The sequence below is a fragment of the Hydrogenophaga sp. BPS33 genome (assembly GCF_009859475.1).
GTDB lineage: Bacteria > Pseudomonadota > Gammaproteobacteria > Burkholderiales > Burkholderiaceae_C > Hydrogenophaga.
In genome coordinates this window covers 1,744,970-1,771,644 of record NZ_CP044549.1, presented here as the reverse complement: position 1 = coordinate 1,771,644, position 26,675 = coordinate 1,744,970, and the positions used below count along the sequence as shown (strand labels likewise).

The 26,675-nt window shown below is 60.5% G+C and carries 30 protein-coding genes; 17 read left to right on the top strand and 13 right to left on the bottom strand.

Going from position 1 to position 26,675, the window contains the following annotated elements; genetic code table 11:
* Positions 1–44: 44 nt before the first annotated feature.
* The gene (locus tag F9K07_RS08380) at positions 45–731 is read left to right on the top strand and encodes a hypothetical protein (protein ID WP_159591380.1); all 687 of its coding nucleotides are present in this window, start codon (positions 45–47) and stop codon (positions 729–731) included.
* Here the strand turns inward: F9K07_RS08380 and F9K07_RS08375 are convergent.
* Complete coding sequence (locus F9K07_RS08375) at positions 717–1,865, bottom strand: hypothetical protein (RefSeq protein WP_159591377.1); 1,149 nt, start codon at positions 1,863–1,865, stop codon at positions 717–719. The genes F9K07_RS08380 and F9K07_RS08375 overlap by 15 nt on opposite strands.
* Positions 1,866–1,878: 13 nt before the next feature.
* Complete coding sequence (locus tag F9K07_RS08370; protein ID WP_159591374.1) at positions 1,879–2,763, bottom strand: serine/threonine protein kinase; 885 nt, start codon at positions 2,761–2,763, stop codon at positions 1,879–1,881.
* A gap of 876 nt (positions 2,764–3,639) precedes the next feature.
* On the opposite strand from F9K07_RS08370, the gene F9K07_RS08365 reads away from it, so the two are divergent.
* The 4 genes from F9K07_RS08365 (at position 3,640) to F9K07_RS08350 (ending at position 6,608) form a co-directional block, all read left to right on the top strand.
* On the top strand, positions 3,640–3,936 hold the full coding sequence (locus tag F9K07_RS08365; RefSeq protein ID WP_159591371.1) for a hypothetical protein: 297 nt from the start codon (positions 3,640–3,642) through the stop codon (positions 3,934–3,936).
* Between the two features lie 45 nt (positions 3,937–3,981).
* A protein-coding gene (locus F9K07_RS08360) for an IS3 family transposase (protein WP_159591368.1) occupies positions 3,982–5,204 on the top strand; the annotation gives its coding sequence in 2 pieces (ribosomal slippage) (positions 3,982–4,249 and positions 4,249–5,204; 1,224 coding nt in all).
* Positions 5,164–5,532 carry a hypothetical protein gene (locus tag F9K07_RS08355; protein ID WP_159591365.1) on the top strand — a complete coding sequence of 123 codons (369 nt, stop codon included), beginning with the start codon at positions 5,164–5,166 and terminating at the stop codon, positions 5,530–5,532. Before F9K07_RS08360 ends, F9K07_RS08355 begins: the two co-directional genes overlap by 41 nt.
* Entirely contained in the window at positions 5,529–6,608 is a 1,080-nt protein-coding gene (locus tag F9K07_RS08350; RefSeq protein ID WP_159591362.1) for a serine/threonine-protein kinase, read from the top strand. Before F9K07_RS08355 ends, F9K07_RS08350 begins: the two co-directional genes overlap by 4 nt.
* Positions 6,609–6,816: 208 nt before the next feature.
* Here F9K07_RS08350 and F9K07_RS08345 read toward each other — a convergent pair whose 3' ends face one another.
* Positions 6,817–7,149: a helix-turn-helix domain-containing protein gene (locus tag F9K07_RS08345; RefSeq protein ID WP_159591359.1), complete on the bottom strand. Its 333-nt coding sequence runs from the start codon at positions 7,147–7,149 to the stop codon at positions 6,817–6,819.
* 111 nt (positions 7,150–7,260) lie between these two features.
* Between F9K07_RS08345 and F9K07_RS08340 the strand changes: the two genes are divergently transcribed.
* The 3 genes from F9K07_RS08340 to F9K07_RS08330 all read left to right on the top strand — a co-directional run bounded on the left by F9K07_RS08340 (position 7,261) and on the right by F9K07_RS08330 (position 9,348).
* The gene (locus F9K07_RS08340; RefSeq protein WP_159591356.1) at positions 7,261–8,169 is read left to right on the top strand and encodes an HrgA protein; all 909 of its coding nucleotides are present in this window, start codon (positions 7,261–7,263) and stop codon (positions 8,167–8,169) included.
* Positions 8,170–8,257: 88 nt separating this feature from the next.
* Positions 8,258–8,602, top strand: a complete 345-nt coding sequence (locus F9K07_RS08335) for a hypothetical protein (RefSeq protein WP_159591353.1) — start codon at positions 8,258–8,260, stop codon at positions 8,600–8,602.
* On the top strand, positions 8,599–9,348 hold the full coding sequence (locus tag F9K07_RS08330; protein ID WP_159591350.1) for an NUDIX hydrolase: 750 nt from the start codon (positions 8,599–8,601) through the stop codon (positions 9,346–9,348). Before F9K07_RS08335 ends, F9K07_RS08330 begins: the two co-directional genes overlap by 4 nt.
* An 88-nt stretch (positions 9,349–9,436) precedes the next feature.
* Here the strand turns inward: F9K07_RS08330 and F9K07_RS08325 are convergent, their stop codons facing one another.
* Positions 9,437–10,582 (bottom strand): helix-turn-helix transcriptional regulator, encoded by a 1,146-nt coding sequence (locus F9K07_RS08325; protein ID WP_159591347.1) that lies wholly within the window; start codon positions 10,580–10,582, stop codon positions 9,437–9,439.
* Between the two features lie 130 nt (positions 10,583–10,712).
* On the opposite strand from F9K07_RS08325, the gene F9K07_RS08320 reads away from it, so the two are divergent.
* The 6 genes from F9K07_RS08320 (at position 10,713) to F9K07_RS08295 (ending at position 14,168) form a co-directional block, all read left to right on the top strand.
* On the top strand, positions 10,713–11,171 hold the full coding sequence (locus F9K07_RS08320; protein ID WP_159591344.1) for a hypothetical protein: 459 nt from the start codon (positions 10,713–10,715) through the stop codon (positions 11,169–11,171).
* Complete coding sequence (locus F9K07_RS08315; RefSeq protein ID WP_159591341.1) at positions 11,168–11,665, top strand: hypothetical protein; 498 nt, start codon at positions 11,168–11,170, stop codon at positions 11,663–11,665. The genes F9K07_RS08320 and F9K07_RS08315 overlap by 4 nt, the downstream gene beginning before the upstream one ends.
* A 52-nt stretch (positions 11,666–11,717) precedes the next feature.
* Positions 11,718–12,506, top strand: coding sequence for a hypothetical protein (locus tag F9K07_RS08310; RefSeq protein WP_159591338.1), 789 nt, complete (start codon positions 11,718–11,720; stop codon positions 12,504–12,506).
* Between the two features lie 151 nt (positions 12,507–12,657).
* The gene (locus tag F9K07_RS08305) at positions 12,658–13,470 is read left to right on the top strand and encodes a hypothetical protein (protein ID WP_159591335.1); all 813 of its coding nucleotides are present in this window, start codon (positions 12,658–12,660) and stop codon (positions 13,468–13,470) included.
* 176 nt (positions 13,471–13,646) lie between these two features.
* Entirely contained in the window at positions 13,647–13,832 is a 186-nt protein-coding gene (locus F9K07_RS08300; RefSeq protein ID WP_159591332.1) for a hypothetical protein, read from the top strand.
* A gap of 54 nt (positions 13,833–13,886) precedes the next feature.
* Positions 13,887–14,168, top strand: coding sequence for a hypothetical protein (locus F9K07_RS08295; protein ID WP_159591329.1), 282 nt, complete (start codon positions 13,887–13,889; stop codon positions 14,166–14,168).
* Positions 14,169–14,244: 76 nt separating this feature from the next.
* Here the strand turns inward: F9K07_RS08295 and F9K07_RS08290 are convergent, their stop codons facing one another.
* Positions 14,245–15,738, bottom strand: coding sequence for a recombinase family protein (locus F9K07_RS08290; RefSeq protein WP_159591326.1), 1,494 nt, complete (start codon positions 15,736–15,738; stop codon positions 14,245–14,247).
* 198 nt (positions 15,739–15,936) lie between these two features.
* Here F9K07_RS08290 and F9K07_RS08285 point away from each other — a divergent pair, with 198 nt between their 5' ends.
* Both F9K07_RS08285 and F9K07_RS08280 read left to right on the top strand, forming a co-directional pair.
* Complete coding sequence (locus tag F9K07_RS08285) at positions 15,937–16,404, top strand: helix-turn-helix domain-containing protein (RefSeq protein ID WP_159591323.1); 468 nt, start codon at positions 15,937–15,939, stop codon at positions 16,402–16,404.
* Between the two features lie 112 nt (positions 16,405–16,516).
* Entirely contained in the window at positions 16,517–17,530 is a 1,014-nt protein-coding gene (locus F9K07_RS08280; RefSeq protein WP_159591320.1) for a hypothetical protein, read from the top strand.
* A gap of 238 nt (positions 17,531–17,768) precedes the next feature.
* Here F9K07_RS08280 and F9K07_RS08275 read toward each other — a convergent pair whose 3' ends face one another.
* The 3 genes from F9K07_RS08275 to F9K07_RS08265 all read right to left on the bottom strand — a co-directional run bounded on the left by F9K07_RS08275 (position 17,769) and on the right by F9K07_RS08265 (position 20,765).
* A complete protein-coding gene (locus F9K07_RS08275) occupies positions 17,769–18,641 on the bottom strand; it encodes a phytanoyl-CoA dioxygenase family protein (RefSeq protein WP_159591317.1) in 873 nt (290 codons plus the stop codon).
* A 37-nt stretch (positions 18,642–18,678) separates the two neighbouring features.
* Positions 18,679–19,869: a glycosyltransferase family 4 protein gene (locus F9K07_RS08270; protein WP_159591314.1), complete on the bottom strand. Its 1,191-nt coding sequence runs from the start codon at positions 19,867–19,869 to the stop codon at positions 18,679–18,681.
* 98 nt (positions 19,870–19,967) lie between these two features.
* Complete coding sequence (locus F9K07_RS08265; RefSeq protein WP_159591311.1) at positions 19,968–20,765, bottom strand: hypothetical protein; 798 nt, start codon at positions 20,763–20,765, stop codon at positions 19,968–19,970.
* Positions 20,766–21,413: 648 nt separating this feature from the next.
* Here F9K07_RS08265 and F9K07_RS08255 point away from each other — a divergent pair.
* On the top strand, positions 21,414–21,722 hold the full coding sequence (locus tag F9K07_RS08255; RefSeq protein WP_159591305.1) for a helix-turn-helix domain-containing protein: 309 nt from the start codon (positions 21,414–21,416) through the stop codon (positions 21,720–21,722).
* A 23-nt stretch (positions 21,723–21,745) separates the two neighbouring features.
* On the opposite strand, the gene F9K07_RS08250 is transcribed toward F9K07_RS08255, so the two are convergent.
* From F9K07_RS08250 to F9K07_RS08230, 5 genes are all read right to left on the bottom strand, one after another.
* Positions 21,746–23,542: a recombinase family protein gene (locus F9K07_RS08250; RefSeq protein ID WP_159591302.1), complete on the bottom strand. Its 1,797-nt coding sequence runs from the start codon at positions 23,540–23,542 to the stop codon at positions 21,746–21,748.
* Positions 23,542–23,976, bottom strand: coding sequence for a DUF2924 domain-containing protein (locus tag F9K07_RS08245; protein WP_159591299.1), 435 nt, complete (start codon positions 23,974–23,976; stop codon positions 23,542–23,544). Before F9K07_RS08245 ends, F9K07_RS08250 begins: the two co-directional genes overlap by 1 nt.
* An 8-nt stretch (positions 23,977–23,984) precedes the next feature.
* Entirely contained in the window at positions 23,985–24,401 is a 417-nt protein-coding gene (locus F9K07_RS08240) for a DUF3489 domain-containing protein (RefSeq protein ID WP_159591296.1), read from the bottom strand.
* Positions 24,402–24,579: 178 nt separating this feature from the next.
* Positions 24,580–25,371, bottom strand: coding sequence for an enoyl-CoA hydratase/isomerase family protein (locus F9K07_RS08235; RefSeq protein ID WP_159596862.1), 792 nt, complete (start codon positions 25,369–25,371; stop codon positions 24,580–24,582).
* A 28-nt stretch (positions 25,372–25,399) separates the two neighbouring features.
* Complete coding sequence (locus tag F9K07_RS08230) at positions 25,400–26,593, bottom strand: acetyl-CoA C-acyltransferase family protein (RefSeq protein WP_159591293.1); 1,194 nt, start codon at positions 26,591–26,593, stop codon at positions 25,400–25,402.
* Positions 26,594–26,675: the final 82 nt, after the last annotated feature.

Genomic DNA, 26,675 nt, shown 5'->3' with positions numbered 1-26,675 from the left:
CTATGCCTCGCCGCCATTCGCTAGAAGCAGAAAGAACTGGCATCTTGAAGAGCGTTGGTTTCGAATCCGAATTACAACTGGTTGAGGCCATTGCAGCTTGCACCAAGCGGGCGCGCAGGCGGGAATACCGGACCGAACTGGAAGTGGACGCCGGCGTCGGCATTGCCGACCTGGTCCTTGCAAAGAGAGCACCGCGCAGCACCAAAGCGCTCCGGGCACTGGCGAGCATCACGCCCCGCCTGGCTGCTCTACTGAGCCACGACGTTGCAGCTACAGTCACTTCCCGAGCAAGCTTGGCAAATTCCCTCGGAACATCCGAACTCGGAGCCCAGCGAGTGCTCGCGCAACTTGCCGCCGCCGGGCTAGCACTCGGCACCCGCAAAGCTATTTCTTTGACGGCCATCTCCACACTTCCCTTCGAGAAGGTCATTGCCGTCGAAGCCAAACTCAGCGAGTGGCGGCGTGTCCTGGTGCAGGCGTACAGGAACCTGCAATTCGCCGACGAGTCTTGGGTTGTCCTTGACCACGCGTGCGTCCGTCCAGCTCTCGCACAGTCCGAACGATTCCAGGCTGCCGGAGTTGGGCTTGCATCGATGGACCGAAATCTCGGGCTTTTCATTCACCTACCTGCGGCTTCAGTCGGTCCCATGAGCACGACGAAGCGTTGGCAAGCCCAGGCGGTGCTTGCTGCACGGGCCGTTGCTAGGCGCCCACTCTCAGAAAGTCTGTAACGCCTGCTGCCAAGCGGCCAAGTGACCAGCCTGGCCATGCCGCTCTAGCTGAACTCGGGGCTCCAGCGCCCGATACATTCGCAACGCACCAGCCACACGTTCCTGCAGCAGGTGGCGTCGCTCACTAGGTGTCATGCTGCGCAACTCGTTGACATGCTCCTGCATGTTCAAGAAGTAATGCTTGTAGAGCGCCGGCTGATTGAACGTGGGGTCAATAGGTTGAGCAAGTGCTTGTTCTGCCCAATCCGTCGGGAAATACACCTGCCTCCACACTTCCGGTGCGAGATCACGAATCCGCTTCGCATCTTCAAACTGAACCCAGTTCATCAAGCCTGCGAGGTAGATGCGGGCCCTGGGACCGCGACGCTCACTGTCGGACTCGACGAACTTGTCCACTGAGAAAATGCGAGTGTTCTCGAAAGTTCCCATAGTGATGTTGGGATCTCCAATCGTCGAAAACAGCAACCCTTCTGTGTTGGTGTAGCCGATGGTCAGCTTTAAGCCGGTAGCCATGACCTCGCGAAAAAACCGCAAAGCCTCTCGGAGAAATTCGGAATCTTGAATCTGCTTCGTGTCACGAACGTGCTCATACATGAGGTACAGCTCATCCACTTGGTGAAACGAAGTAATCCAGTCAAGGAGCATTCTGCGCCAACTGGCGGTAGTCATCATGGATGCCTTGACGGCGAGCGACAAGCAGAGCGGCCGGCTCCCTGCAGCTTCGATAAACGCATTCACTGAAAACTCGCCCTGCATCTCGAAGTATTCAGGGTACATCTCATTCAAGAAACGGGTTGGAACCACGACTTTCCTGAAGCCTTGTTCGATTTGGAAATCGACGCAAGAGCGCGCGACCTCCGGGGCATGCACAGGAAATGTCCCCGTCTGGAAGCCTCCTTCTACTTGCTCGGGAAAGAAGGGGTACGAGAGGAGCTTGCGCTTCCTAGAAGTGGGCAGGTAGAACTGCGGGTCAAAAAGTGAAGCGGCTCGAGTTGCCAAGTCCATGTTCTTGACGGTCGGCAGCGCCTGATGCAACGGACTAAGAATGAGCCCGTCCCCGCAGTGCTCCCGCTGAAATGACTCCATGTTCCAGACGGCGTTGTGTCCAACTTGATGATGAAGTCCTAATGGCATGGTCGTCCTCCTACTAATTTTTGTCGTTCGCTTCTTCGCACAAAGCCTGCAATTCCGCTACGAAGATGTCGGGCGTGCGTTGACGCTTGAACTGTTCCTTCTGCATCGATTTCTCCACAAAATCAGAGAACGCCTGCGAAGCCGATGACGCATGCGCCAACGATTGTGGATGGTGTTTGTGAGTAGCCAAGTGCACATCGAACACGTCCATGTCGGGGTCCGCATGGAAGGGCCGAATGCCCGACATCAGCTGATACATCACAACGCCAATGGCGAAGAAGTCAGCCTTGAAGCAGATCAACGCCTTATCCGTGCCAAGCTGCTCCGGTGCGGCGTAGCCAGGGGTGTGCGGGGCGATGTAGCCGGTCTGTGTTAGCCCGGCCGCGCCGGTCTCTCGCACAATCCCAAGGTCGATAACAACCACCTCACCGGTGCTGCGGATGAGCACATTGGCCGGTTTAATGTCGCGGTGAACATAGCGCTGGGCATGCACCCACAATGGCATCAACGCGTTGGCAATTCCCAGTCCCAGTTTTGCGATGTATTTCTCCTGGCCTAGGTATTGGTCGCAGATGTCGGCTAAAGGAGGGCCGTCAATGAACTCCTCCACAGTCACATAGAGCCGCTCAGCGAGCCGCTCATCGGTAACTGGGTTGTCAATGAACAGGTTTGCGTAAAGCAGCCTTGGGAAGTTGGCTGGACGCACAGCAGCAAGGATGTCTACCTCGGCTTGCAGCCGAGCGATGGTGTCGGGGTCAGCACCGGACACGACCTTGACCACGACATTGCCCCAGCCCTCCCAGCCATAGAGGAAAGGCTTTTCGTCTGGATCGTCGCCAGTAGGCTTCTCCACGTCGCCAGGAATCAGGGAATCGTCAAACCGCGCCAGGTACACCACGCGTTGCCCCGACGGGGCCAGAGGGCGATCTATAACGAGGCTCGGAAGACAGTCGCGAAGTTCAGAGCGCAGTCGCGGCGAATCAGTTGGCAAGGCGTTCGTCCCCCGGGGGTTACTGTGTATTCCGTCACTCGGCGACCAGCGCGGGCCAAGTTTGTAACCAAAGATAACATCAGCCTACGGTCGGGTCGTTGCAGAACAGGCGTTGGGAGCCAACTGGGCCCGAAGTTGCGTGAGAAATTCATCAATCCAAACGGGGCGGCTGAAGCTTCTAGCGTCTAACTCGGCTCAGGCTCTTTCGAAGGGCCGAGAAGCAGCGGGAGCGGTAGCTCGGTGCCAATTGGTGAGCTCACGATGTCGGCCTCATTGAAGTCATTCTTCGGCGCAGGCCGACTGGAATTTACAAGCTTGTGTGGGCAGAAGCGAGTTTCGGCCATTGAGTCCGACTGGTCAGTCGGAGTCCAGCGGCGAGCTGGCGACACGACTGCACGCCAGAAGTTGAGGAAGGGTCGAATATGGGCGACGCCTCCGACAAGGCAGCTAAACGGCTCACCATCTTTCAGTACACACGCACCAGTCGGACCGCTTCGCACGCGTGTAGGCTGACGAACTTCCCCGCGTGGCTGCAGACGCTCGGACGCACAAGACCAACTCGCAGGCCCGGCCACGACTCGATCACAGGGACTACGGCACTCCTTGTCTTTGAGATACTGACCCTCGAGCCGATCATCAGCCCGCCTTGGAAGGGATCGCGGCTGCAACGACCGCGTTGTCCTCGGCAAGACGCTACCATTGCGACATGCGCTCAATTGAGAACCCTTTGCCTTGATGACATACGGCTCGCCATCGACGGACGCGCGGCTCGCCGCTTGGTTCATGCGACGCACCGCCCCGAGCGGCGTGCGCCGCGTGGCGCCGCTCAAGGCTGCTGTGGCGAGCGACGTCGGCGTGGTGCGCGATGAGAATCAGGATCGGGTGGCAATCGTGCGCGGCTGTGATGGTGCCGGCAGCATCTTTGTCGTCGCCGCGCTTGCAGACGGCATAGGCGGCATGAAGAACGGGGCGGAATGCGCTTCCTTGACCCTCGGCACCTTTCTCGAAGCAATGGTGGGCGAGGCGCAACACATGTGCGAGCCTCGGGAGTGGCTCTGGAGGGCGTCAATGTGGAGTTGACCCGAGTCCGTGGACACATCATTCTTTGTGTTCAAGGAGTCGCAAATGTCCAAAGTCAGACCGCCGTACCCGGCGGAGTTCCGTCAGCAAATGGTCGAGCTCGTTCGAGCGGGTCGCTCACCAACGGAGCTCTCGCGCGAGTTCAATGTCACCGCGCAGTCCATCACCAACTGGGTCGGCCAAGCCGCCATTGACAGCGGCAAGCCGTTGCCCGGCAAGGAGGGCTTGACCAGCGCCGAGCGCGAGGAGTTGGTACGGCTGCGTCGTCAACTGCGTCAGGTTCAGCAGGAGCGCGACATCCTGGCAAAGGCTACGGCCTGGTTTGCCGGTCGCAGCGATGCGACTTCAACGAAGTCTTCGGACTCGTGATGGCGAACCAGGCCGACTTCCCTGTGCGCACCATGTGCCGCGTCCTGGGTGTGTCCGCCAGCGGCTTCTATGCCTGGCGGGAGCGCGCGCCCTCCCAGCGCAGCATCACCAACGCGGTGATGACCGAACGGATACGCCAGATTCACAAGGACTCCTACGAGTCCTACGGTATGCCGCGCGTGAGGGCCGAGCTCATCGAGCAAGGTGTGTGCATCAGCCGCCAGCGCGTGGCGCGTCTCATGCGTTTGGCCCACATCCGGGGCATCAGCCGCCGCCGTGGCTTCACGGTGACCACGCGCCGTGACAAACGCAACTCGCCAGCCAACGACCTGGTCAAGCGTCAGTTCAGGGCCAGCGGCCCCAATCAGCTCTGGGTGGCCGACATGACCTACGTGCCCACCTGGACAGGGTTCCTGTACCTGGCGGTGGTCATCGATGTGTGGAGTCGTCGTGTGGTGGGTTGGTCCATGGGCGAGCGCATGACGGCCGACCTGGTGCTCTCGGCACTCAACATGGCGTTGACCCAGCGCAAGCCGCAAGACGTCATCCACCACAGCGACCAGGGCAGCCAGTACACCAGCCTGGCCTTCGGCGAGCGATGCAGGCAGATGGGCGTTCGCCCCTCCATGGGAACGGTGGGCGATGCCTACGACAACGCGATGGCCGAGAGCTTCTTCGCCAGCCTTGAGGTCGAACTCATCGAGCGCCACAGCTTCGAGTCCAAGGCCCAGGCCCGCATGGCTGTCTTCACCTGGATTGAAGGTTGGTACAACCCCAGGCGCCGCCACAGCGGCCTAGGCTACCTCTCACCCCTGAACTTTGAAAGGAGCCAGCAGTCCCGATTCAATGCCCGCGAGCATGACCAACAACATGCAGACAAAGCATCCCAGACGGTTTGAGAATCAAACTGGAAACCGTCCACCGAACCGGGTCAACTCCAAGCACCGGGCGCTGGTCGTCTACCAATCACGTGCCTCCGTGCTGAGCGCCGCCAACAGATCCGTGAATCTAGCCTTCGGCGCTATCGGCGCACTGTCGATTCGCTATGACGGACTGACATTCCTGGTCGACAGTGCCAGCGGCGAAGTAGCCATCAACAATCAGACCGTCGCTGCGGGATCCGTCTTGCCCGGTGCGTGCGTTGTCGCCCTGGGAGCCGCGCAACGACGCGCCAACGAGCGGCGATTCATCACCTTCGACATTTCGCACCCGGAGATCGTTTTGTGAGCGGGCCTCTTAAGGCCGGCGACGTCGTCGGCGGCCGCTACGAAATCGAACGTTACATTGACGAAGGCGGCATGCAGTTCGTGTACGCAGCTAAAGACCGGCTCGCCGACCGCTTCGTTGCGTTGAAGACTCCGAAGAATAAGTCGGCAACCAAGCGGTTCCGCCGCAGCGCCATCGTCGCAGCAAAGGTGAACCACCCAAATGTGGCGAAGACCCTCGACTACATCAAGGAAAGCGACAACCGCTATCTGATCGAGGAATTAATCGTCGGTCAGGATCTGAGCAAGGCGCTGCTGCGCAAGACTATGTTCCTCGATCCTTACCTCGTGGCCAAGGTATCCCATCACATGGCTAAAGGGCTCGCGGCGGCCCACCACGCCGGCGTGATCCACAGGGACTTGAAGCCTACCAACCTGATGGTGGTCGGCGGCTATTCGCTATCTGAGTTGAAGATCACGGACTTCGGCATCGCGAAGATGGCGGAGGAGGAGCTCGCCGAAGCCGCCGAAGGTGGTGAGCAGACTTTGACCACCTCGCAGACCGCCGTCGGCGCGCTGCCCTACATGGCCCCCGAGGCGATCGACACGCCTAAGCAGGTTACGCAGGCGGCGGACATTTGGTCACTCGGTGCGATGATCTTCCACCTCCTCACCGGACAGCAACCTTTCGGAGCCGGTCTCCGCGCTGTGCAGAAGATCATGGCGGCAGAGAGGCCCGTCGCTCCTGCGTTCGTGCTGCGCAACCCGCAGTTCTCGCCGCTGGCAGCCGAGCTACTAGACATGACCTACGCCTGTATGCAGAAGGATCCGAAGGCTCGCCCCAGCGCAGACGATCTAGTCGCCCGCTGCGGTGCTCTTTGCTATACCGTCGCTCCCCGTGTTGAGGGGGTGGTTGCCCGCGTTGACTACCAGTCATACGGCTTCATCACGTCGGATATTGGCCGCGTCTTCTTTCACATGGACAGCGTCTTCGGCACTCCTCCTAAGCTTGTTGTCGGTGATCGCGTCTTGTTCTCTCCTTATGCTGGTGGCGGCGCGCCTCGTGCGTACCCCGTCTTGAAGATCGCGGCGACGTAGTCCCCTTGAGCGCGACGACCTCTCTGCGGAAGACGTTGCCCGGCCCTTCGTTCCGATTGCGGCTGTGCCAAATTAGTCTTGTACTGACGGCCGTCCAAGTCTGCTTCTGGCACCAGCAGTCACACGAAAGAGAGACATTTACCGACTGCACCCAGTCAGCTGCCTTTCGAGTCCTCGGGGCGATTCTGTTCGACTGCGATCCTTAAGCTTATGCAGTGCCTGCGCTCAGCTCGGCAGCGAAGGCCAACACCTTCCTTCGCCCACGCACGTCGAATCCGCCGTACTGGATCAAGAATTCAGCCAGCCGATCTTCATCACAATAGAAATACGCCACAGGCACCTTGAGCACCTTGGCCAAGGCTTGCGCCGTCGCAAACGGCGGCTCATGCACCCCAGTCTCGTACCGGCTCATCCGGGCGCTGCTCGAACTCTCATCCAAACCGATCGCCACGCCCAGCTTGTCCTGAGGGATCCCCGCCCGGCTGCGCGCTTCTCGCAAGCGCCGCCCAAAGAGCGTGGAAGGATCGGACAACCGAGGCATCCATCGATATTCGTAGAACGCCTGATTTCTTTCTCTACGATATTCGTAGAATAAGGTGATCTACATCGCTTCCATCACCTTAGCCTCCTTCCGCTTTTACTCCTTCCGCGCGTGATCACCCTCAAGCCCCTATCCCTTCGAGACGCTGCCCTGCAGTTTCTTCAGTCCCACCCAGGCCAGGAGTTCAAGTCTCGCGAGCTGGCCGATGGGCTGAAGCTCGCCTTCCCCGATCGCTTCGCTGGCAAGGAGCCCGCCCAGCTGGCTGCCGAGATCGGTGCCGGTGGCCCTCAATGGCTGCTGAAGTGCCCTTCCCTGCACCGATCCGAGGAAGCACCTCGGCGGTATTGGTGGGCACCTGAGGCCCCGCTGCAGGAGTCCGGTGCTGTGCTATCGCCTGTTGAGCCCTCGGTTCAGAGCGAACACGCGCTCTACCCCCTTCTGGCGACCTTCCTGATCTCCCGGCACCGCAAGATCTTTCCCAAGCGCATCGACGAGAAGAAATCGTCCAACACCCAGGGCAAGGAAGGCAACCGGTGGCTGCACCCGGACATGGTCGGCCTGGAGGAGCTGGCCGCTGGCTGGAGCTACGAGATGAAAAGCCTCAGTGCCAAGTCCGGGGCTCGCCAGGCCAAGCTGTGGTCTTTTGAGGTCAAGGTGGACGTTCCCCGCGGCAAGGTCCGGGAGTACTACTTCCAGGCTGTCTCCAACTCCAGCTGGGCGAACTACGGATACCTGGTCGCGGTGAACATCAAGGACGACGCGATGACCGAGCTGCGGCTGCTCAATGAGCTGCACGGTATTGGGGTGATCCGGCTCGATCCGGACAACCCGGCGGACGACAGCGCCATCGAGATCCCGGCTCGGGAGCGGCTGGAGGTGGATTGGGGCACCTGCAACCGGATTGCGACCGAGAACAAAGATTTCCTGAAGTTCATCCAGCTCACCGCCCATTTCTACGACACCAAGAGCACGAGCCTCAAGGAGTGGGATATCCCTCAACACGTGGTCGCGGATCTGTGACATCGTGGTCTCCCCAGGGAGGAAGAGCTGAAGAAGAAGCGGCAAGAGGGGAAGACGAGGACAAGCGAGACAGAAGGAAGAAGAAGCAATGTGGTTGATCACGCCCGTGGGATTTTTCAGCGTGGTGCGCAAGCCCACCGACACCAAGAACCAGACGCTAACCGTACGCGCGCGGGTGCGCTCGGATCTGGACGCGCTCAAGACCCAGTACCTTCCCGAGCTGGGAGAGATTCAGGAGAGCACCGCGAACGACTACCGGTTTAGGGCGGTGGCGCCCCAGGCTGCGGTGGCGCAGGCCGTGGCTCGCCTGGTACAGGACTTGGACTATTCGAATTTCAAGGATGAGGTGGCCAGGCGCCAGGGGCGGTCTCGCTCGGACCTGTACCACGACGTCTGGTCTGTGCTGTGCCGACTCCAGAAGAAGCAGCCATGACGCGCGCATCGTCAATCCCAGGCCATGCCGAGCTGGTCGGCCAAGCGCCGCACCTCCAGACGCATCCTCAGCCCGATGAGCACGGCAAACCCGTCAACATCCGTCGGCCGAGCACGCCCTCTGCGCTTTCTGCCTGGATGGACCTGAGTTGCATCGCTGCAGTGGTTCCTGGAGGCAGCATGCCTCCCGCATTGAACGGCATCGCGTTTCAGGCCTGGTCGGATCCACCGACCGATGCGAACGGTTGGGAAGCATTGGCCCAAAGATCCCTCGTGGCCGAGCCGGCCTTTGCCGCTCCCAAGGGACTGACGGCTGCGGCCGGGGTCGTGATCCAGGAGAGCGATGGCCGGATCTGGATGGTATGTCCGACCAATCAGTTCGCAGGCTATGCGGTAACGTTTCCCAAAGGCCGTACCGACGGAAAAAGCTTGCAAGCCGCGGCGCTGACCGAAGCTATTGAAGAATCCGGACGTCGGGTCCGGTTGCTGCGGCATCTGATCGATGTCAAACGCACCCAGACCTACACGCGCTACTACTTGGCCGAGCGTGTTGGCGGAACGCCATCAGCCATGGGTTGGGAGAGTCAGTGCGTGATGCTCGCGCCTCACTCGGAAATTGCAGCGTTGCATCTCGCGAGGCCGGATATCTTGGTGGTACGCTCACTCGAGCTCAAAATTGCAACTCCAAGCGGTCCGGGGCCGTCTCGGAAGCAGCGCCTTCATAGGCCTTGTAGCGTTTGGGGCTAGCCAGCGATTTCAGCTGCATCTCGACCACCAGCTTCCAGGTGAAGCTGTCTATCAACGTTGGCGAGCTTCTTGCCGCCACGGTCGGTGTTCAGAGGGCAGTCGAAGTACCAATGCTTCGTGCTAGCAGAGCCACTACTTGCGCTTGCCGGTGCGTTCCGGTCTTAGCCAGGATGCGCTTGAGGTGTGTACGCACTGTCCCCAGGCCGATGCCCATGTCCGTCCCGATGTCTTCCAGCGACCGCCCCCGTCCCAGGGCGGCAGCGACGGCTGCTTCCGTGCGCGTGAACCCAAACAGCTCCCGTAGCCGCACCACCGCAAGTGGAGCTTCTGGATCGCGGATGAAGACCAGTACGGAAGGACGCGCCTCACCGAAGGCGTCAATGGTTGGTCGCAGTGGCGCCACCTCTAGCGTCAACGGCATCCGTTGATGTCGAGGAATCAGGAGGGCCGAGCCGGGCTTGCCAGTCCTGCCATGCGCCGTCTCCAGTGCGGCATGCACCAGAGTCAACAGCTTGTCGTGCAACATGGGACGTCGAAGTGACAAGCGCCCACGAATCACGGCCAGTTCCGGACAATCACGCATCATGGTCTCTGCCATGGCACTCGCATGGAGAATGCGACAAACACCATCCACGATCAGAGCGCCGGTATCGAACCGGTCGAGCGCCTGCAGGGTCAACTCGTGCTGGCATGAGAGTCCTGCAAAGCGTTGCCCAAGTCGCAGCGCGCGCTGCAGGTGTGGAAATATCAGCGCGGCCTGACGGCGCTCCTGGTCGGTGTAGGCCCCGGCGTCACGCGGGCGGTGGATGCCCAGCACACCGACCGCGTCTCGCGTGGTGGGGAATACAGCACCGATCATGTGGTGGATGCCCAGATGCGGAAGCCACTCCTGATAGAAGCCGCTGTGCGTTTGTTCCTCAGGTTTCACCAGGTCCTCGTCCGTAATGATGCGGGACATGCCATAGGCCAGCGACCGCTCCACCCATAGGTCACGGCGGTGCCATTCGTCGGCCCAAGCCTGATCGCGCGTGGACACCAGCAGATTGCTGGTGCACTCCAGCAGGCTCACCTGGCCGCTGTCCCCGTGCAGCTTGACCACGGTGCTGGTCGAGTTCAGCGTTTGCGCGATCCGCGATGCGGTGCCGGGCCACAAGGCTGCGTCCATCGCCGCGTCGTAGAGATGCGCGATGAGCGTCGGCAGGTCAGCTGCTTCTTGGGCAGGCAAGGACTCCATGACCGATTTCTATCCTATTTGGGAGACGATTTGCGATTCGTAAGGTGATAGCGTAATTACCAAGGACTTCTATTTTGAAGATGCGAAGATGAGAATCACTCATTCAGGCCACGATACTCCTATCAGGCTTATGCAACTCGCAGCCGCGATATTCGGATGGGTGGTTTCCTCGGTCGCGCTGGCGGCCGACTTGGAACTGCCGCCTGACGTATACGGCAACTATGCCCCAGGTGGCGACTGCGCGAAGCAGCCGCGCATCATCGTGAACAAGGTCGGAGTTCATCTTGACACGGCGGCGGGCAAGCGCGGCCCGTTGCCGATCATGGTCAGCTACACCTTCGTAGGTGGTGCACGCTACAGCGGCATCCAGATTTGGGCGTTGGTCAAGCATGGCGGCAAGAACCGGTGGGGCGACGACAACACGCCTGTCATCCTGACGTTCAACGCGGACGAAAAGCGCGGCGCGTTGACTGCCGAGCGGGAGAACCCAGGCAAGGAGCGCCCGGTCGCACTCGACGGCCCGCTCGCCAGCGTCGCCCAGACTGGCCGCTTCCGTCTGTGCCGTACGGAGGAAGATAACAAACGATGAGCGATCTGGACGACTTCAACCGACGCATGACGGCCGGAAGTTCATCGTGGATGCAGGGGCCGCCGACGAACGCGGCGGAATCTGCAGCGCAATCTCATATCGACGCGCAGTCGCCAAGCACGTCGGCGGGCGGCGGCAGCATCGACTTTGGCGTGCGTATTTCCGCCATCATCATCTTGGTCGGTATCGCACTGTTTGTCGTGGGCACGTACCTCGCGGACAATTTCCGCGAAGGGGCGGCGATAACAGGGTTGCTGGTTGCCTTCGTCAGTGGCTTCGTTCTACTCATCGGCAGCGGCGGTCTTGCCGTGAGCTGCATCAGGGGCCTTGGCTCTGCGAGCGGCTGGCGCAGCCTGCTCTTTGCCGCCTTCGCAGCGCTGGCCGCGTGGTGGCTGTCTCCGTGGCTCTGGATCATGAGCGGGGCGTTGGTGCCCAAAGGACTCATGCCGCTGGCAGCGGCGGCTCTGGTGTTCGCGGTGAGGGGTCGACGGTAGGCGGACGATCCGCCACAGCCCATCATCAGCTTGTCCGAATAGGAGCTATCACATGAAAAATGCCATTCGCACGTGCGCTCAACGCATTGGCAGCTGGCGCACCTTGTGTTTGACAGCCGTCGCTGCGGCTGGCGCCAGTATTCTTCCAGCTACTGCCCAATCTGCGTTCGATGTTGTTGGCGTGCGCCCCGGCATGACAGAAGCTGAGGCGATGTCGGCCCTCACCGCGCACCGGCCGGGCATGCGAGTTCAAAAACGCAGCATGAACTACAACTTCAGAGACGGCGTGCAACAAATCAATACGGAGTCATTTCTGCACGAGGTTTGGGTGATCTACGACGACGCGCAGGGCCGAGAGGAGTTCAGGCTGTATTTCTCTCCCCTGCCGAGTGCTTCGCGGGTGGTGAGCGTTTACCGGAACGTGACCTTGAAAGCGCCGCCAACCCAGGCTCAGCTGAGTTCGCAATTGACACAAAAGTACGGCGCGCCCACGGTGACCGGGAAGAACTACGCTGATCTCAATATGACTTGGGGAGAATCAGGCAAACCCATGTGCTGGCGCTCAAACCCCAAAGCAACGGTTATCGGCGACGGTCAAGGTGATATTACAGACTACTTGAGAAAAGAGCAGGCCAAAGGGAGGGTTCCTGCTGATTTCTCGCAATGCGGGGTGGCCCTCGCTGCCAATCTGGTCGGAGAGCCAGTTCGACAACTAGTTGTGCGTATCACCGACTACGGCGCCTGGGCGGCAACTCAGCAAAAAGCGAAGGATTGGGTGGAACAGCAGAGGCAGGACGCCGTCAAAGCTCGCCTTTCCAAGGGTGACGGGCCAAAGTTGTAAGACAGGCGGCGGTGCCCCGCCCACGCCCGACTTCGTCGCTATGCCGCGCCCGCGCGCAAGCCAGATGCCGCTGACCGGCAATAGCCATTTTGCCGGCCCTGTATGCTCACGCATGGCCGGGCCAAGTCAAGTTCACTGGAAAGGAGAAACCATGAAAGCATTCGGAGTATTGGTCTTTGCCGCACTGATGGGAAGCGTCGCTACCGCAAGTGCGCAGACGATTTCAGCCAACAAGTTGGACATTGTGGGCGTCAAGCTCGGCATGACCGAAGCTGAAGTGACATCCGCCATCAAGGCGTTCGATGCGGGCGCCAAGCAGGTGAGCAGGCGCATGGCGCACTTTCCGTACTCCGATGGCGTCAATGGGTTTCAAACGCCCGCGTTTCTCGACGAGGTGGAGTACCGCGCGGGGGATTCCAAGTTCCGCGTCTGGTTTGCGGCACCGCCAGCGGAGCCGCGCTCCTATGCCATCCATCGCTACTCGACGGGCAACAAGACGCCGCCCACGCGCGAACAGTTTTCGGCGGCACTCACCTCCAAGTACGGGCCTGGTCAAAGTCACTATCTGGCGAATACAGGCAGCAACGTCATGCAGTGGAGTGAACAAGGCAAGCCCGAGTGCGCAGTCAGCACCAATGCACGCGTTGTTGTGGATAGCAGTCCTGATACCCTGTTGCCCCCGAGAGCCGTGGAGGTACTGGAAGGCCTGGGTCGCGCTCAGCATCCAAACCTCCGCAAAACGATGGGGGCCTCTGTCGATGTGGCGCGCTGTGGGGTTGTGCTGCGCTATGTATGGGGCGGCCCGGAGAACAACCCGACGTTCCCAATTCCCGAGTTCTACGTTTGGCTCGTCGACCAAGGTGGCATGGTCGCGAAGAACCGCCAGTCCATGCAGTGGGTCAAGCAGCTCGAGGCTGATGCTGCTCGCAAGCGGCAGGGGCAGGGAGCCACGCCCAAGCTGTGACCAAGCCGGGCAGGGGTGCCATGAGCAGCGGACGTATACATGGGCGCATCTTGGGCTTGGCGCTTGCGGACATGACTGTGAAAGTCGATGTGGTGAAGAACACCCTGTGCTGAAACTCCTGGTCATAGCACCGCGGAACTCCCGGATCGCAGCCGGGATCCCCGCCATCCCCTGCCTTGCCCGTCACGGCGATCGCCTCCGCGTTGTCGCGGCCATATTGCGGCACGCAAGCGCTCGAACCCGATATGGGACGCGAGGCCACGCAGATGCGCAAGCACTTCAGGATGCTCACGCCAGAGTACCAGCGCTTGGCTTTGGAGCTGGTCAAGACCTCGGCCAAGGCGCAGGCAAAGGCAATCTGAACGGCGCTGGGCGCCATTGCGCGCTTGAGATATTTCCAGCGTAGCATGTCCGACATGCACCAAGATGAAATCGACACATCAGAGCTGCGCGTTTGCCTGCGGCTCGCTCTCGACTTCATCACCGCTCACCGCATAGCCCACGATGGCACGTACGACGTCGGCAAGATCACCACCAATCGTGACACGCTGGAGCAAAGGGTGCTGCTCGCACTGACCGAAACGGACTTTTCCGCCATGCCAGCGAATTGGTCGTGGAAGCAGGCAGCTCACGAGATTGCGATTCGAGTTGCCTTGGCCATGGTCGAGAACGAGAAAAGCAGGCCACAGTCATCTTGATGATCTTTTCGATCGCTCCCGCAAGCAAGCAGACTTCAGTTCGAGGGTGAGGTAAGGTCAAGGTGGCAAAGACTTTCTAGTGAATTGACAGCCTCCTCTGCGTCTCCTGTAGCAATCCTTCGTTTGTAGTGATGCAATTGAGATTGCGGGGAGCTTCTGCCGCGAGCCAGGCGTTCGTGTTTCTGTATTCGACAGCGCTGAGCAGCACGAATCGGATTGCGCATTCCGTCTCATCCATTTGCGCCAAGAGCACCCAGTCAGACAAGGGTACGCGTGCTTTGTGCACCTTCCACCGCAGCGCCCCCCGGTTGATACGCGGCCACATCAGCTGCAACCGGATCGTCGGGCCGGCACTCAACAGCAAGAGTCGGCTCTTCGGATAGATCTTGCAGCCAATACCGTGGCTCTCGAGCAGCGAGCAGATATCCCAGGTCATGCGCTTGCCAACCCTCATCGCGTCCCTACGTCTCTCATGATGCTGCGCCAGAACCAGCGCCCGGTCGCGCCCGGCGAGCGCAAACGCTCGTGCTACCGAGCCAAAAGCTTTTGCCAATGCGGCTCTTGGATACCCCATTGCCTCCAGATCCATGGGGCAGAGCCCTGGGTTGTCAGCGAGCATCTCTCGCAGCTGCTGCAACAACCCCTCCTTTTCCCACGTGATCTTTCTGCGCTCCCAGAGCTTCTTCTGCACCCGCTCCCAAAGCTCAGCGGAAACAATGGGCTCGATGACGCCCGTGGCCCGGGACGGGGGTGCCTTTTTGTTTTTGGCCTCCTTGAAGAATCGATCTTTCCCCCACACAAAATTTCCCGCGAACGCTTCCGTTCGCAGCAGTCGATCCACGGTGGAAGGGGTAAACGCTCGTCCGATCGCCGTTGTGACCCCATCAGCGCGCAGTTGGCGAGCCAGGCCAACGATCGTCGTGTTTGTGTCGGCGTACAAGCGAAAGATGCGATTGACCAAGTCGACCTCGTGTTGAGGCCCTGGCACCCAGGCAATATGTTCACTCTGCATGGCTTTGTGCTGGCCGCGTGCGAGTGACCTCCGGTTTCCATCGCGATCGATTGCGACGCGACTCAAACCGATACACGGCAGGCCTCCCATCTGGAAGCCGAGCTTGACGGCACGGTCCTGACCCGCTCTTGTTTTCACGCCAAGATCGCGGGAATACTTCGCCGCCATCGTCCTCTGCATGGCTTTCATGAGCGCCGTCATCGGATCGTCGTCCGCACCGAATCGCTCTTGGACATAAACAACCTTGGCACCGTGCAGCTTGCAGGTGTATTCGTAGTACGCCCCTGCGTCCACGTCTTGAAAGCGGCCCCACCGACTGACGTCATACACCAAGATCACATCGAATGGCCGCGGCTCGTCCATCACGTCGCGAAGCAACTGCTTCATGCCTTCGCGCTTGGAGATTGCGAGGCCGCTGCGTCCCTCGTCCTTGTAAAGCCTCATCACTTCGAGCGCATTCGCGCTCGCGTAGGCTTCTATTGCATCAAGCTGGGTCCCGATGGACAGATCCTGTTGGTCGGTGGACATGCGAACGTACGCGGCAGCATTGACCAGCATAGGCACCATCCTTCGGGCAGCAAATTGGCAGTAGGTTCTGACAGCTGGCAATGATCATGTGTCAGAGGAGCGTAAGGGCGCAAGAGCTTTTGTCGCGAGCTGGATCCCAGAGAAGTTGATCCGAGAGCAGAAGCTGCTGACGTGGTTCAAAAAAACACACCGTTTGCCGTCGACATAGTTAGACCGTAGGATGGCGTCATGACCTCATTTGCAGAATCCCTTAAAAGAGAAATCGCCCGCATCGCTCGAAAAGAGCTCAAGGGCGAACTCGACGCGTTGCGCAAGACCAGCACGACTCAGCGCTCGGACATTGCTAGCCTCAAGCGAGAAGTGAAGTCCTTACAGGGTCGCCTATTCCGCGCAGAGCGAGTGACCCACAAGACCGCAGCCGTCGTGCTTCCCCCTGCCCCGCCACCCACGGCACCAGCCACGCGCTCGCCCGTCGGCTCACTCGGTGCTTTCAATCACGAGGCCTTCGCCAACTTCCGAAAGGGACTTGGCATCACTCAAGACGAAATGGGCCGTCTGGTCGAGGCCTCGACGCTTTCCGTCTGGAAATGGGAGACAGGCAAAGCGCAACCCCGTGCAGGCGCCCTTCTTCGGATTCAGACCGCCATGAAGCTGGGCAAGCGCGCCGCGATTGCCAAAGCAAGAGCTGCGGCCTGAACGAATCGCGAGTCGGACCGGCCCCTCGCGAGCGTGGGCTTTGAAAAGCTGTCGACTTCAGCACAACGTCCGGGCACACTGCTCCCGTCAACGGATTCGCCACTGAAGCAGAATGAACTGGTTCGAGCGCCTTACCGGCTTTGAGGAAAGCAACTATCACGAAACCCGCAATCTGCTGGAGCTTGACGGCAGTACCCTTCGCTCCAAGAGTAACGGTCGTACCTTCGGCATCGGCACCTTTGAGATGGTTTCGCTGGCCGGCTTGCGCGAGCAGGTTGCCGCTGGCTCAGGCGCCATGGGCAAGGTGCGCGCTAGCCTCATCAAGGCCGACGTGCGTCAATTGCACAGGGGGCCGGACTACGCGGGAGCACTTTTTCAGGTCGCCAGCCAATTCAACACCCTAGAGATGGTCGGACCCAGCGTGACGCCGGAAGATGGCGTGACCCGGTACGAGCACGACCGCACACAAGGCCCAGCATGTGCGATCGCAGCGGGCGCTGCGACGATCTTTCGCAACTATTTCGCTCCCGTTGGAGACCAGATCGGCCAGACAGCCGAACGCCAGATCGACGGACTCGCTGATCTCGGCGCCGAGCTGAGCGCGAGGCTGGTCCGGCCAATCGGCGACCTCTGGACCTGGCGCAACGGCTACGCGCTGTGCACCCGAACTGGCCTCGACTTGATCGCCGGCCACCTGCGTGACGCTCATGCCAACCAGACCGACGCTCTCGCCGGCAAGCTGCGGATCGGCGTACATCTCGACGTCGAAGTGACCGACGTCGCGACCACGCCTGGCCCGCTTGTAAGCCAGGCGTTCTGCTCTGCGCTCCCCGTGGCCTACGGCTCGGTGCCACGACAACACTGGCAGGCCTTCGCGAAGTTGGTGCTCGACGCTGCCTACGAGGCGACGATGCTGCAGGCGGTACTCAACGCCCGGCGCGGCGCGTCGAACATCGTGCTGCTCACGCTCCTGGGTGGTGGTGCTTTCGGCAACGACGAGCGCTGGATCCACTCGGCCATCCAGCGCGCGGTAAAGAAGGTGGCGAACTTCGACCTAGACGTTCGGCTTGTGAGCTACGGCGCGCCACCAATGGCCTTGCAGGAGCTCGTAGTGGCGCTCGGGTAGCTCGACCTCGTGTCTGCTCGGGCGGCCCCCCGTTCGAACCATGAAGACAATCATCCTTTCGTCGAACACGGGCTCGCAAGGTGGAGCGACGAGCATTCCCTCAACCGCGTGCGAGCGCCCTGCTCCGTACCCAATCGGCCATGAAGCTGGGCAACCGCGCGGCCATAGCCCAGGCCGCATCGACTGGGTAATTGGACCGAGATCCCAGTCGCCTCACTCTATCCACTGGGGGCCGAGGCTACTGAGGCACATGCGACCGCTTGGGCAATGCTCTCTTGATCAAGCGCTTGCTCGCAGAAAGAAGCGTGCTGAACGTCGGCCTCTCCTTGTTCAAACCCAGCCTGCGATCGAAATGCGGCACACCCGGCTCGTCCACCCCGAAGAGCTGCTTGCGCTGCTTGTTGTTGGAGAACCGCTCCAGATTGCTGGGAACGGCACTGCTGTAGTGCTTCATCCAGTAGTGCGAGTACGCGTAGATGATGGATTTCCTGACCGTCTCGCTCTTGTTGTCCAGCGCCATGTGCATGACGTGCGTGTTGAAGATCACCGCATCCCCCGCGCGCGGCACGATCTTGACCACCGCAGGTGAGGTCTCATCCAGGTGCTTGGGCTTTGGATAGTTGCCTGGATACCGATGGCTCCCCGGTATGAACGCCAGGCACCCTCGCTCTGCACTCAAATCCTCCACGAAGTAGTGCACCTTCACCAGGAAGTTGAGCGTGTGCGCATGGCTGAAGCCCAGCACGTTGTCCAGATCGGAGTGAAACGGGCTGGTGAACGTGGGGCCAGGGTAGAACAGCCTTGCACTGGTGTGGTTCAGCTGGATATCGTCTCCGACCAGGTGCGCCAGCAGCGGGAAGGTGGTGGGCAGATCAACCAGGTCAATGAACACATCGTCCTGATCCAGGATGTCGGGGATATCAAAGAACCGCGACTCGTCGGTTCCCGCCTGCGCCCCACGACGCCATTCCTCAAAGTGTCTATCGCTCGCCACATCAAAGGCGGTTTTGGCGCGATTGAGCATGTCAGGGGGAATGACCGACTTCAAATGAACAAATCCTTGGGTCTCGAACTGCAGACGCACTTCCGCGACTCTCGCTGCTGAAAACATGGGGTCTCCTCAAAAGAAAGAACAATTTTTTTCTGATCTAACTCTGGGCAGGGCGCCCATCGACCTGAACGGCTTTCCTGAACAATTCGACCTTGCGTTGCGCGGTCTCTCCCCAGCTGAACCCTTGCGCATAGGCGCGCGTTGCTCCGCGGTCCGGGTAATTCCTCCTCAAGGCCTCAATCCCCCGCACCACGCCAAGCGGCGACAAACTGGGCATGAGGACGCCGCAAGCCTTATCGCGCACGACCTCCGGGGTGCCCCAGACGTTGCTGGCCACCACCGGCGTGCCGCAGGCCATCGATTCGAGCAAGACATTTGCCCACCCCTCACGGCTCGATGCCAGGACCAGCGCATCACAGGCGCCGTAGTACTCCCGAAGCCTCTCCTGCGGCAACGCACCCAGGAACCGCACACGATCATTCACGCCCTCGACTACCGCCAGCGCTTTGAGCTTCTTCTCATCCGGGCCATTGCCGACAATGAGCAGGTTCACGTCGGGAACGTGGGGCAGTGCAGAGATGATGTGGTCGTGGCCCTTGCGTGGATCCAGGTGACCCACCGAGATGGCGGTGAACCCAGCGATACCCAACCGCTGGCGAGTCGCTTGCCGATCCACCGGACGAAACAGCGCCAGGTCGACACCATTGCGCAGCGCCTGGATCTTGGGCTCGGCCACCCCAATCTTCACCATCTCGGTTTTCAGTGCCTCGCACACGGAGACCAGGGAAAACGCGTTCTCAGCGGCCCAAAGGATCATCTTGCGAGCCAGTGGGAACTGAGGAATGAGGTTGATGTCCGTGCCCAGCGCACTGATGACAACGGGTTTCTTAAAGTACTTGCCTAGGAGCGCCGCCGCAACACCGTCGGGATAGAAGTAGTGCGCATCGATGACATCGAAGTCAAAACCACCATCGATCAAGTCCTCCAGAGTTCTGAGGCAGCTCGCAGCGATAGAGAAAGGCGCCATGTGCATGCCGACCTTGGGTGGCAGAAGGTACCGGGGGTGCAGGACCCGCGTTCCAATGCGCACTTCCTCCTTTGGGATACGAGCAAAGGCGGCGTACTTTCCAAACCTGGCGTTTTTGAACAGAAACCACGGCACTGGGGCCACAACGACGGACTCCACATGGCCTGTCTGGTTGATCTGCTTGAGAGCCGTCTCCGTGAAAATGCCATGGTGGGGTCTCTCGGTGTTGGGGAACAGGGTGGAGAAGGTCAGGACTTTCATGCTTCTCAATGAATCTGCAAACGGGTGCGCGACAAGGGGCTCTGAGCTCTTTGCGATGAAGACCTCATCGAATCCAAAAGTCTTCGATGACTTCACGCTCACCATCGAACCCAAAGATCTTCGATGGTGAGCGTGAAGCCATCGCTGGAAGATTCGAGCTTGCCGACAAACTGCGAGGTGAAGAAGTCGTTGATCACGGGCATCTTTCGCTCGATGACGGCTTTGGGAAGAAGCACCTTGAGGTCGCCTTCCTTCACGATCCAGTACTTGTCGTTGAAGGTCCTGAAGTCCTTCTTGAACACCCTGATCGACGAGAACATCCGCTTGCCCACGTACTTCTCCGGGTAGAGGCTCACCGCTTCGAAGTTCGGAACAATTGCCGCAAACGGCCGCTTGGCCCGTCCCGAGGGAAGACCGTTCTTCAGCTCCAGGGGCGCTGCGGTCTCGTCATCCAGGAACATGCAGCCGTCCTCAGAGTTGACGATGAATCGATCAAACTCGATCGCGTAGAAGAGCTTCTTCCCCGCGGAATCATCTCTCGCTGTCACCCTGAACGTCACGGTGTAGCTGGCTTCATCTTCGAACCCCGCACTCAGCCAGCTCGCCAAGATCTTCTTGCTGGGCTTGAGAAAGCCATATTCGCTCGTGTCGCGGTGATCCATGCTCCTCACCGACTCTTCAACCTGAGATCCCATCACTTTACGAAGATAGAGGTACACCGTCTGCCCCTCGTACTGAGGCAGGTTTTTGAAGTACTCGGCGGCGTCCACCACCTTGGCATCACGTTCAATCGACTCAGAAGCGCCTGCGCCGAAGCCCCAGCTCAAACCCACACCTTCACCGCTGCATGCAGCCAGCAGCAGCAGCGCCACCATCACGACGACCAGTTTTTTCATTTTCATCACCACCACAAAAGAGAATTCAATACAGACCTACTTGCCTGCATGCATGGAAATCGGCGCAGACAACAGGCATCAAGACGAACGCGCAGCCAGGAAACGCCTTCAGCGCCGCTCCCTCCAACCACGCTCGTTTGAGATGAAGCGTCATTCGTAGCGCGAAGGGACCGCTTGCGAGCGCGGCAGCTGCGCCACGCACGTTCGCTCATCGGGGTAGTAGGTCCAGACTTCCTCGGTCGAGGCCGAGCTCCTCACCGCCACTTCGACAGATCCGTTTGGCAGCTCTTTGACGCGCGCATGTCTGCCCTCGTCCTGAATCATCCGGATCCGCTCCGCAGGCGAACGCGAGGAGAAGCACTCGCTAAAGCTCCTGTTCGGCGAGAACCATTGCCGCGCGCGCTCTTGGGCGAGAACTGGTCCGCTCAGGACCACCAGGGTCAAAAGTGCAGCCTGGAATGAGGCGGAAGGCGATGCGCAGAGCGAGGAAATAGTTCGATGAGTCCGGCTAAGCAAAAGCAAATTCATGGTGGAAGCGTTCTTGTTTGGTTGAAAGAGTCGCGAGCTTAACTCGATGACTACCAATACGGTAGTAAATGTTTTCACGCTAACCCAGACGATTTGCCCTTTGTGTTGCTTGGGGCTTGAATGTCGGTTTTGGGAAAGCGCTTGAAGGCGGCGCGTGCAGAGGCGGGACTCTCGCAAGAGGCGCTGGGCATTGAGGCCGGCCTGGATCCGATGTCTGCGAGTGCCCGCATGAACCGGTACGAGGTTGGTGCGCGCGCTCCGAACTACGATCTGATGGTCGCCCTGGGCAAGGTGCTGAAGCTACCGGCAGCCTATTTCTACGCCGCGAAAGACGATGAGGCCGAATTGCTGCGCCTGTACCACCGGCTACCGTCCGAAGCCCGCCGCAAGGTGTTAGACGGATTGCGAGCGCAGGGCAATAACGACTAGACCCCTGCGCAACTACAAGAAGTTCATGAAGCCCAAGGTATAGAGTGGCTTTCTGATACTGGCTTGTCGGTGATGGTGGTCATCCCAAGCATCTGACGCTGCTCACTCCAGTCCGCGGGGAAAGGCACTGACGTGATCAAGCGTGTGGCCGTGATCTCCAGTGGGTGCTCCCCTTGCTGCAAGGCCTGCACGATGTCCGGCGCCAGCAACGCGACGTTGAGGACCCGGCTCACATACCTCGGACTGAGCTTCTCCTGCTCGGCGATGTCTTCGATCGACTTGCCGTCCAGGGTGAACCTTTGCAGCCAGCTCTTGCCTCGCTCCATCAGCGAGACCAGGCTGCGGTTGGGTTTTCGCTTGCGCAGCATCGGTCCGTTCTCTCCAATGACCAGACGCACCGCCATACCGTAGCGCTTGCGCACGGCTGGGACTTCGATGACGGGTGCCGCCCTACTCTTCGCTTCGGCCTTCCCGTGTTCATCTGCCTGCCGCAAGCCACAACCTTCTAGATCCAGCGTGATCCGCACACAGGCCGGGGCGATTTCCACCCGGCTCACGCATTCTTGCAACGCTCCATAGTTCGGACCTGGCTTGGGAGGATTTGAAGCGAGTCCTTGGTCGATCTCCTGCAATACGCGGCTGAGCTTCTGGGCCTCCTCCAGCACCCGTGCCGCCTCCTGGGCACTGCCCCACCCCACCGCATCCAGCACCCGGATATCACTGGACGCCCAGTCCACGATCGCCCGGATCACGAACTGCTCGACCTCCACCGCCGGCAGGCGCACTGGCGCCCCCACCGAATCCGCCGGCGTCGAGTAGTACCGGTACCGCTTCTTGTTCTTGATCGCGTGGTTCGGAGCCAGCCTTCGCCCGGTTTCATCGAACACCTTGCCGTTGAGCAGGCTCGGGTTCAGCGCTTTGCCTTGGGCTGGACTCGCTCCCTTGACCCCCTGCCGGTTGGCCTTCAGGCGCTCCTGCACCTTGGTCCAGAGCGCCATCTCGATGAGCGCCGGGTGCTTGCCGGGGTGGTGTTCTCCCTGGTGGTGCACCAAACCCGCGTAGATCGGGTTGCGCAGGATGTGGTGCAGGTGCCCACGGCTGAACTTCTTGTTGCCACCGTAGCCCAGGCGCTTGTTCTCGCGCTGCGGGGTGAGCCAGCCCTTGGCTTCTACCGCTTCCGTCAAGCGGGTGAGGCAGTTGATCTTCAGGTACAGGGCATAGAGCTCCCGGATCCGGCTGGCGTGCGGTTCCTCGAACTCCAGGGTGCGGTTCTTGGCCCGGTAGCCCACAGGTGCCACGCCCCCCATCCACATGCCCTTGCGCTTGGAGGCGGCGATCTTGTCGCGGATGCGCTCTGCGGTCACCTCCCGCTCGAACTGGGCGAAGGAGAGCAGCACGTTCAAGGTCAGCCGCCCCATGGAGGTGGTGGTGTTGAACTGCTGGGTGACCGAGACGAAGGACACGCCCTTGGCATCGAAGAGATCGACCAGCTTGGCGAAGTCGGCCAGGGAGCGGGTCAGGCGGTCGACCTTGTAGACCACGATCACCTTGATCTTGCCGGCCTCGATGTCCTCGATCAGGCGTTTGAGGCTGGGGCGCTCCACGTTGCCGCCGGAGAAGCCCCCGTCGTCGTAGGCGGTGGGGATGAGGGACCAGCCCAGGCTCTTCTGGCTCAGCACGAACGCTTCGCAGGCCTCGCGCTGGGCGTGCAGGGAGTTGAAATCCTGCTCCAGGCCTTCTTCGGAGGACTTGCGGGTGTAGATCGCGCAGGCCAGGGTGGGAGGAAGGACGGGGTTGGACAGGGAAGCCTTGGTCGCCATCAGTTCTTGAGTCCAAAGAAGGCGGGGCCGGACCAGGGGGTGCCGGTGATGGTGCGGGCGATGCGGCTCAGGCTCTTGTAGGACTGGCCGGCGTATTCGAAGCCGTGGGCCACCACGCGCACTTCGTGGGTGTTGCCTCGCCACTCGCGCAGCAGGCGTGTGCCGGGGCTGAGGGTAGGAGTGGGAGTGGGAGCTGAGATGGGGACGGTGGAGGACGCGGGAGCGATGGAAGAAGCGGACGCGGCAGAACCTTGGACTGAGGAAATGGATGCCAGGGGCTTCAGGCCGTTGGCCTCGCACTGGGCGTGCCAGGCGAGCACGCGGCGCAGCAACCCCGTGTTCGATCGCGCAGGGGGTTCGCACTTGAAGGCGCGTTTCCACTGCTCGACCAGGCTGTCGCGGTCGGCGGACTGAAGCGACGTCACATCGTTCATGGATTCGCTCATAGGGTCACTGCTCCAGCGATGCGGTAGATGCGCACGCCCTCCTCCATCTGACACTGGACGTTGAGTCCCAGGCGCTTGCGCAAGGCCGCGCTGATGGTGCCGCGCACTGTGTGGGGCAACCACCCGGTGAGCGACGTCATCTGGACCATGGAAGCACCCGATGCCGCGCCAAGCAGGGCGATCAGCTGGGATTGCTTCGACTTCGAGGGATCGAGGACGGCAGAAGGATCAGCTGCGGGAGCCGACTTCTGCGAGGCGCGCGCAGTCTTAGCAGCGGCCTTGACCAGGGGCTTGGCAGAGAACTTGGCAGCAAAGGCCTTGGTCGGCCTGCTCGCAGTCTTGGGCTTGGACGGCGCGCGGCGCTTTGCGGGAACTGACTTGGATTTGGCTGTGCTTGAGGAAGAGCGTTTCATTCTGGACTCCGGTGCCAACGCGGCACCGGGGTAGTAACGCTCTACCTGCCCGGCGGCTCAAGTTCTATCTGGAGTACCCGTGGTGAATGGTCATGATTGCTTTACCTAAAAACACAAAATGACTGGAACAGGAGATGACCAAGCAAAAAACATCAAGACAAAGGAGAACTGAAAAATTTCAGGTGCCGCTGAACACCGGCCTCACGCCAGCAAAAAATGCATCAACACCGGCGCAGAAATCTGAGCTCGCCGCGCATACCTGGAATCCCTTCTCTTCCAGGTCCAATTGCGTTTCGAGGTCGCGATCCAGACTGTTGCGTAAGAGGCGGCGCAATTGGCTCAACGCGACGGTAGGACCAGCAGCAAGCCGTTGCGCCAGCGCCATCGCTTCGCCCGGCAACGCGTCCACAGGCAGCACCCGGTTGATCAGACCCATCTGCTCGGCAGCCACCGCATCCACCGTGTCGCCCAGCAACGCAATCTCCAGGGCGCGCCGCAAGCCCACATGGCGTGGCAACGACCAGGACGCGCCGACATCGCAGCTGGTGCCAATATTCACGTACGCCAGGTTGAAGCGGGTGCCCTCGGCCGCCAGCACGAAGTCGGCCTGCAGCATCAGGCTCAACCCCGCCCCTGCCGCGACACCATGCACTTGCGCGACCACTGGCGCATCGTTGGCCGCGAGCACTTTCAACGCTGCGTGCAATGGGCCAATGAGGGCTGCCGCGCCACCCTTGGGGTCGGCCCGCAGCAACTCGAGATCGCCACCGGCCATGAAGCCCTTGCCCGCACCTCGCATCAGCACCGCGCGCACGCTTCTGTCGGCGGCAATCTCTTGGGCCGCAGCCAAGAAGCCCTGCGCCATCGGCACGTCGACGGCATTCAGCGATCGAGGTCGGTTGAATGTGATGGTGGCAACCGCGCCTTCGCGGCCGAGGACGAGGGAAGAAGTCGGTGGAGGGGAAGCCATTGTTTCGTGTGTCTCTGGATAAGGTGCTTTATGTTCGTTCAAAAATAGCGGCAATCCCTTGACCACCCCCGATGCACATGGTGACGAGCGCATAGCGACCGCCCACGCGCTGCAACTCATGGATCGCCTTGGTGACGATGATCGCACCCGTGGCGCCTACGGGGTGCCCGAGTGAAATGCCCGATCCGTTCGGGTTTACTTTGGCCGGATCCAAGTCCAAGAGACGCGACACCGCGCAGGCCTGGGCGGCAAAGGCTTCGTTGGATTCGATCACATCCATGTCAGCGACTTTGAGTCCTGCGCGCCGCAGCGCCAGTTGGCTCGCGGGTACGGGACCAAGCCCCATCAATTGGGGGTCGACGCCGGCGTGAGCGTAACTCACCAAACGCGCCATCGGCTTGAGCTGTCCGCCCTTCAGCGCGGCGTCGCTGGCCAGCACAACGGCCGCTGCGCCATCGTTGAGGCCGGAAGAATTGCCTGCGGTGACGGTGCCTTGCTTCTCGAAGACAGGCTTCATGCCGGCCAATTGCTCCAGCGTGGCGCCGGCGCGTACATGTTCGTCCGTGTCGAACACCACCATACCTTTGCGACTCTCGATCTCCACCGGTTCGATTTGCTCTTCGAAGCGACCCACCTTGATGGCATGCTCTGCGCGCTTCTGACTTTCCACAGCCAGCGCATCTTGCATGTCGCGGGTGATGCCTTCTCGCCGGGCGACGTTTTCGGCCGTGATGCCCATGTGGATTCGGTGAAAAGGATCGTGCAGTATGCCCAACATGTAATCGGTCGTCTGCACATCGCCCATCCGGGCGCCCCATCTGGCCGAGTTCAGAATGTAGGGCCCGCGGCTCATCGACTCTGCGCCACCGCCAATGGCAACCTCGGCTTCGCCAAGGCGAATCACCTGCGCCGCCGAGATGATCGCTTGCAAGCCGGAGCCGCACAGGCGATTGACGTTAAATGCGGGTGTCTCCTGCGGAACGCCTGCATCCATCCCGGCAACGCGCGCCAGGTATGCGTCACGAGGTTCGGTCGGAATCACGTTGCCCATGACGACATGGCCCACCGCCGCCGGCTCGGCACCGCTGCGTCGCAGCGCCGCACGGACCGCCACCGTGGCGAGCGTCGAAAGAGGAACCTCCTTGAGTGAACCTCCGAATGTGCCAATGGCCGTTCGTGCGGCTGCGACGACAAAAATATCGCGGGTGTTCGTACTTGTCATAAGGGATGAGGGAGAGTTTCTGGGATTTGACTCAAGAGCATGCCGACAGATGCTCCTGGCTGGCGAAAGCGGCGGCTGCGCG

Excerpts from the sequence above, each read along its gene's own strand:
- F9K07_RS08375 (WP_159591377.1), bottom strand. The coding sequence starts at position 1,865 with ATGCCATTAGGACTTCATCATCAAGTTGGACACAACGCCGTCTGGAAC.
- F9K07_RS08365 (WP_159591371.1), top strand. The coding sequence starts at position 3,640 with ATGCGACGCACCGCCCCGAGCGGCGTGCGCCGCGTGGCGCCGCTCAAG.
- F9K07_RS08355 (WP_159591365.1), top strand. The coding sequence starts at position 5,164 with ATGACCAACAACATGCAGACAAAGCATCCCAGACGGTTTGAGAATCAA.
- F9K07_RS08345 (WP_159591359.1), bottom strand. The coding sequence starts at position 7,149 with ATGCCTCGGTTGTCCGATCCTTCCACGCTCTTTGGGCGGCGCTTGCGA.
- F9K07_RS08335 (WP_159591353.1), top strand. The coding sequence starts at position 8,258 with ATGTGGTTGATCACGCCCGTGGGATTTTTCAGCGTGGTGCGCAAGCCC.
- F9K07_RS08330 (WP_159591350.1), top strand. The coding sequence starts at position 8,599 with ATGACGCGCGCATCGTCAATCCCAGGCCATGCCGAGCTGGTCGGCCAA.
- F9K07_RS08325 (WP_159591347.1), bottom strand. The coding sequence starts at position 10,582 with ATGGAGTCCTTGCCTGCCCAAGAAGCAGCTGACCTGCCGACGCTCATC.
- F9K07_RS08320 (WP_159591344.1), top strand. The coding sequence starts at position 10,713 with ATGCAACTCGCAGCCGCGATATTCGGATGGGTGGTTTCCTCGGTCGCG.
- F9K07_RS08315 (WP_159591341.1), top strand. The coding sequence starts at position 11,168 with ATGAGCGATCTGGACGACTTCAACCGACGCATGACGGCCGGAAGTTCA.
- F9K07_RS08310 (WP_159591338.1), top strand. The coding sequence starts at position 11,718 with ATGAAAAATGCCATTCGCACGTGCGCTCAACGCATTGGCAGCTGGCGC.
- F9K07_RS08305 (WP_159591335.1), top strand. The coding sequence starts at position 12,658 with ATGAAAGCATTCGGAGTATTGGTCTTTGCCGCACTGATGGGAAGCGTC.
- F9K07_RS08295 (WP_159591329.1), top strand. The coding sequence starts at position 13,887 with ATGCACCAAGATGAAATCGACACATCAGAGCTGCGCGTTTGCCTGCGG.
- F9K07_RS08290 (WP_159591326.1), bottom strand. The coding sequence starts at position 15,738 with ATGCTGGTCAATGCTGCCGCGTACGTTCGCATGTCCACCGACCAACAG.
- F9K07_RS08285 (WP_159591323.1), top strand. The coding sequence starts at position 15,937 with ATGACCTCATTTGCAGAATCCCTTAAAAGAGAAATCGCCCGCATCGCT.
- F9K07_RS08280 (WP_159591320.1), top strand. The coding sequence starts at position 16,517 with ATGAACTGGTTCGAGCGCCTTACCGGCTTTGAGGAAAGCAACTATCAC.
- F9K07_RS08275 (WP_159591317.1), bottom strand. The coding sequence starts at position 18,641 with ATGTTTTCAGCAGCGAGAGTCGCGGAAGTGCGTCTGCAGTTCGAGACC.
- F9K07_RS08270 (WP_159591314.1), bottom strand. The coding sequence starts at position 19,869 with ATGAAAGTCCTGACCTTCTCCACCCTGTTCCCCAACACCGAGAGACCC.
- F9K07_RS08265 (WP_159591311.1), bottom strand. The coding sequence starts at position 20,765 with ATGAAAAAACTGGTCGTCGTGATGGTGGCGCTGCTGCTGCTGGCTGCA.
- F9K07_RS08255 (WP_159591305.1), top strand. The coding sequence starts at position 21,414 with ATGTCGGTTTTGGGAAAGCGCTTGAAGGCGGCGCGTGCAGAGGCGGGA.
- F9K07_RS08250 (WP_159591302.1), bottom strand. The coding sequence starts at position 23,542 with ATGGCGACCAAGGCTTCCCTGTCCAACCCCGTCCTTCCTCCCACCCTG.
- F9K07_RS08245 (WP_159591299.1), bottom strand. The coding sequence starts at position 23,976 with ATGAACGATGTGACGTCGCTTCAGTCCGCCGACCGCGACAGCCTGGTC.
- F9K07_RS08240 (WP_159591296.1), bottom strand. The coding sequence starts at position 24,401 with ATGAAACGCTCTTCCTCAAGCACAGCCAAATCCAAGTCAGTTCCCGCA.
- F9K07_RS08235 (WP_159596862.1), bottom strand. The coding sequence starts at position 25,371 with ATGGCTTCCCCTCCACCGACTTCTTCCCTCGTCCTCGGCCGCGAAGGC.
- F9K07_RS08230 (WP_159591293.1), bottom strand. The coding sequence starts at position 26,593 with ATGACAAGTACGAACACCCGCGATATTTTTGTCGTCGCAGCCGCACGA.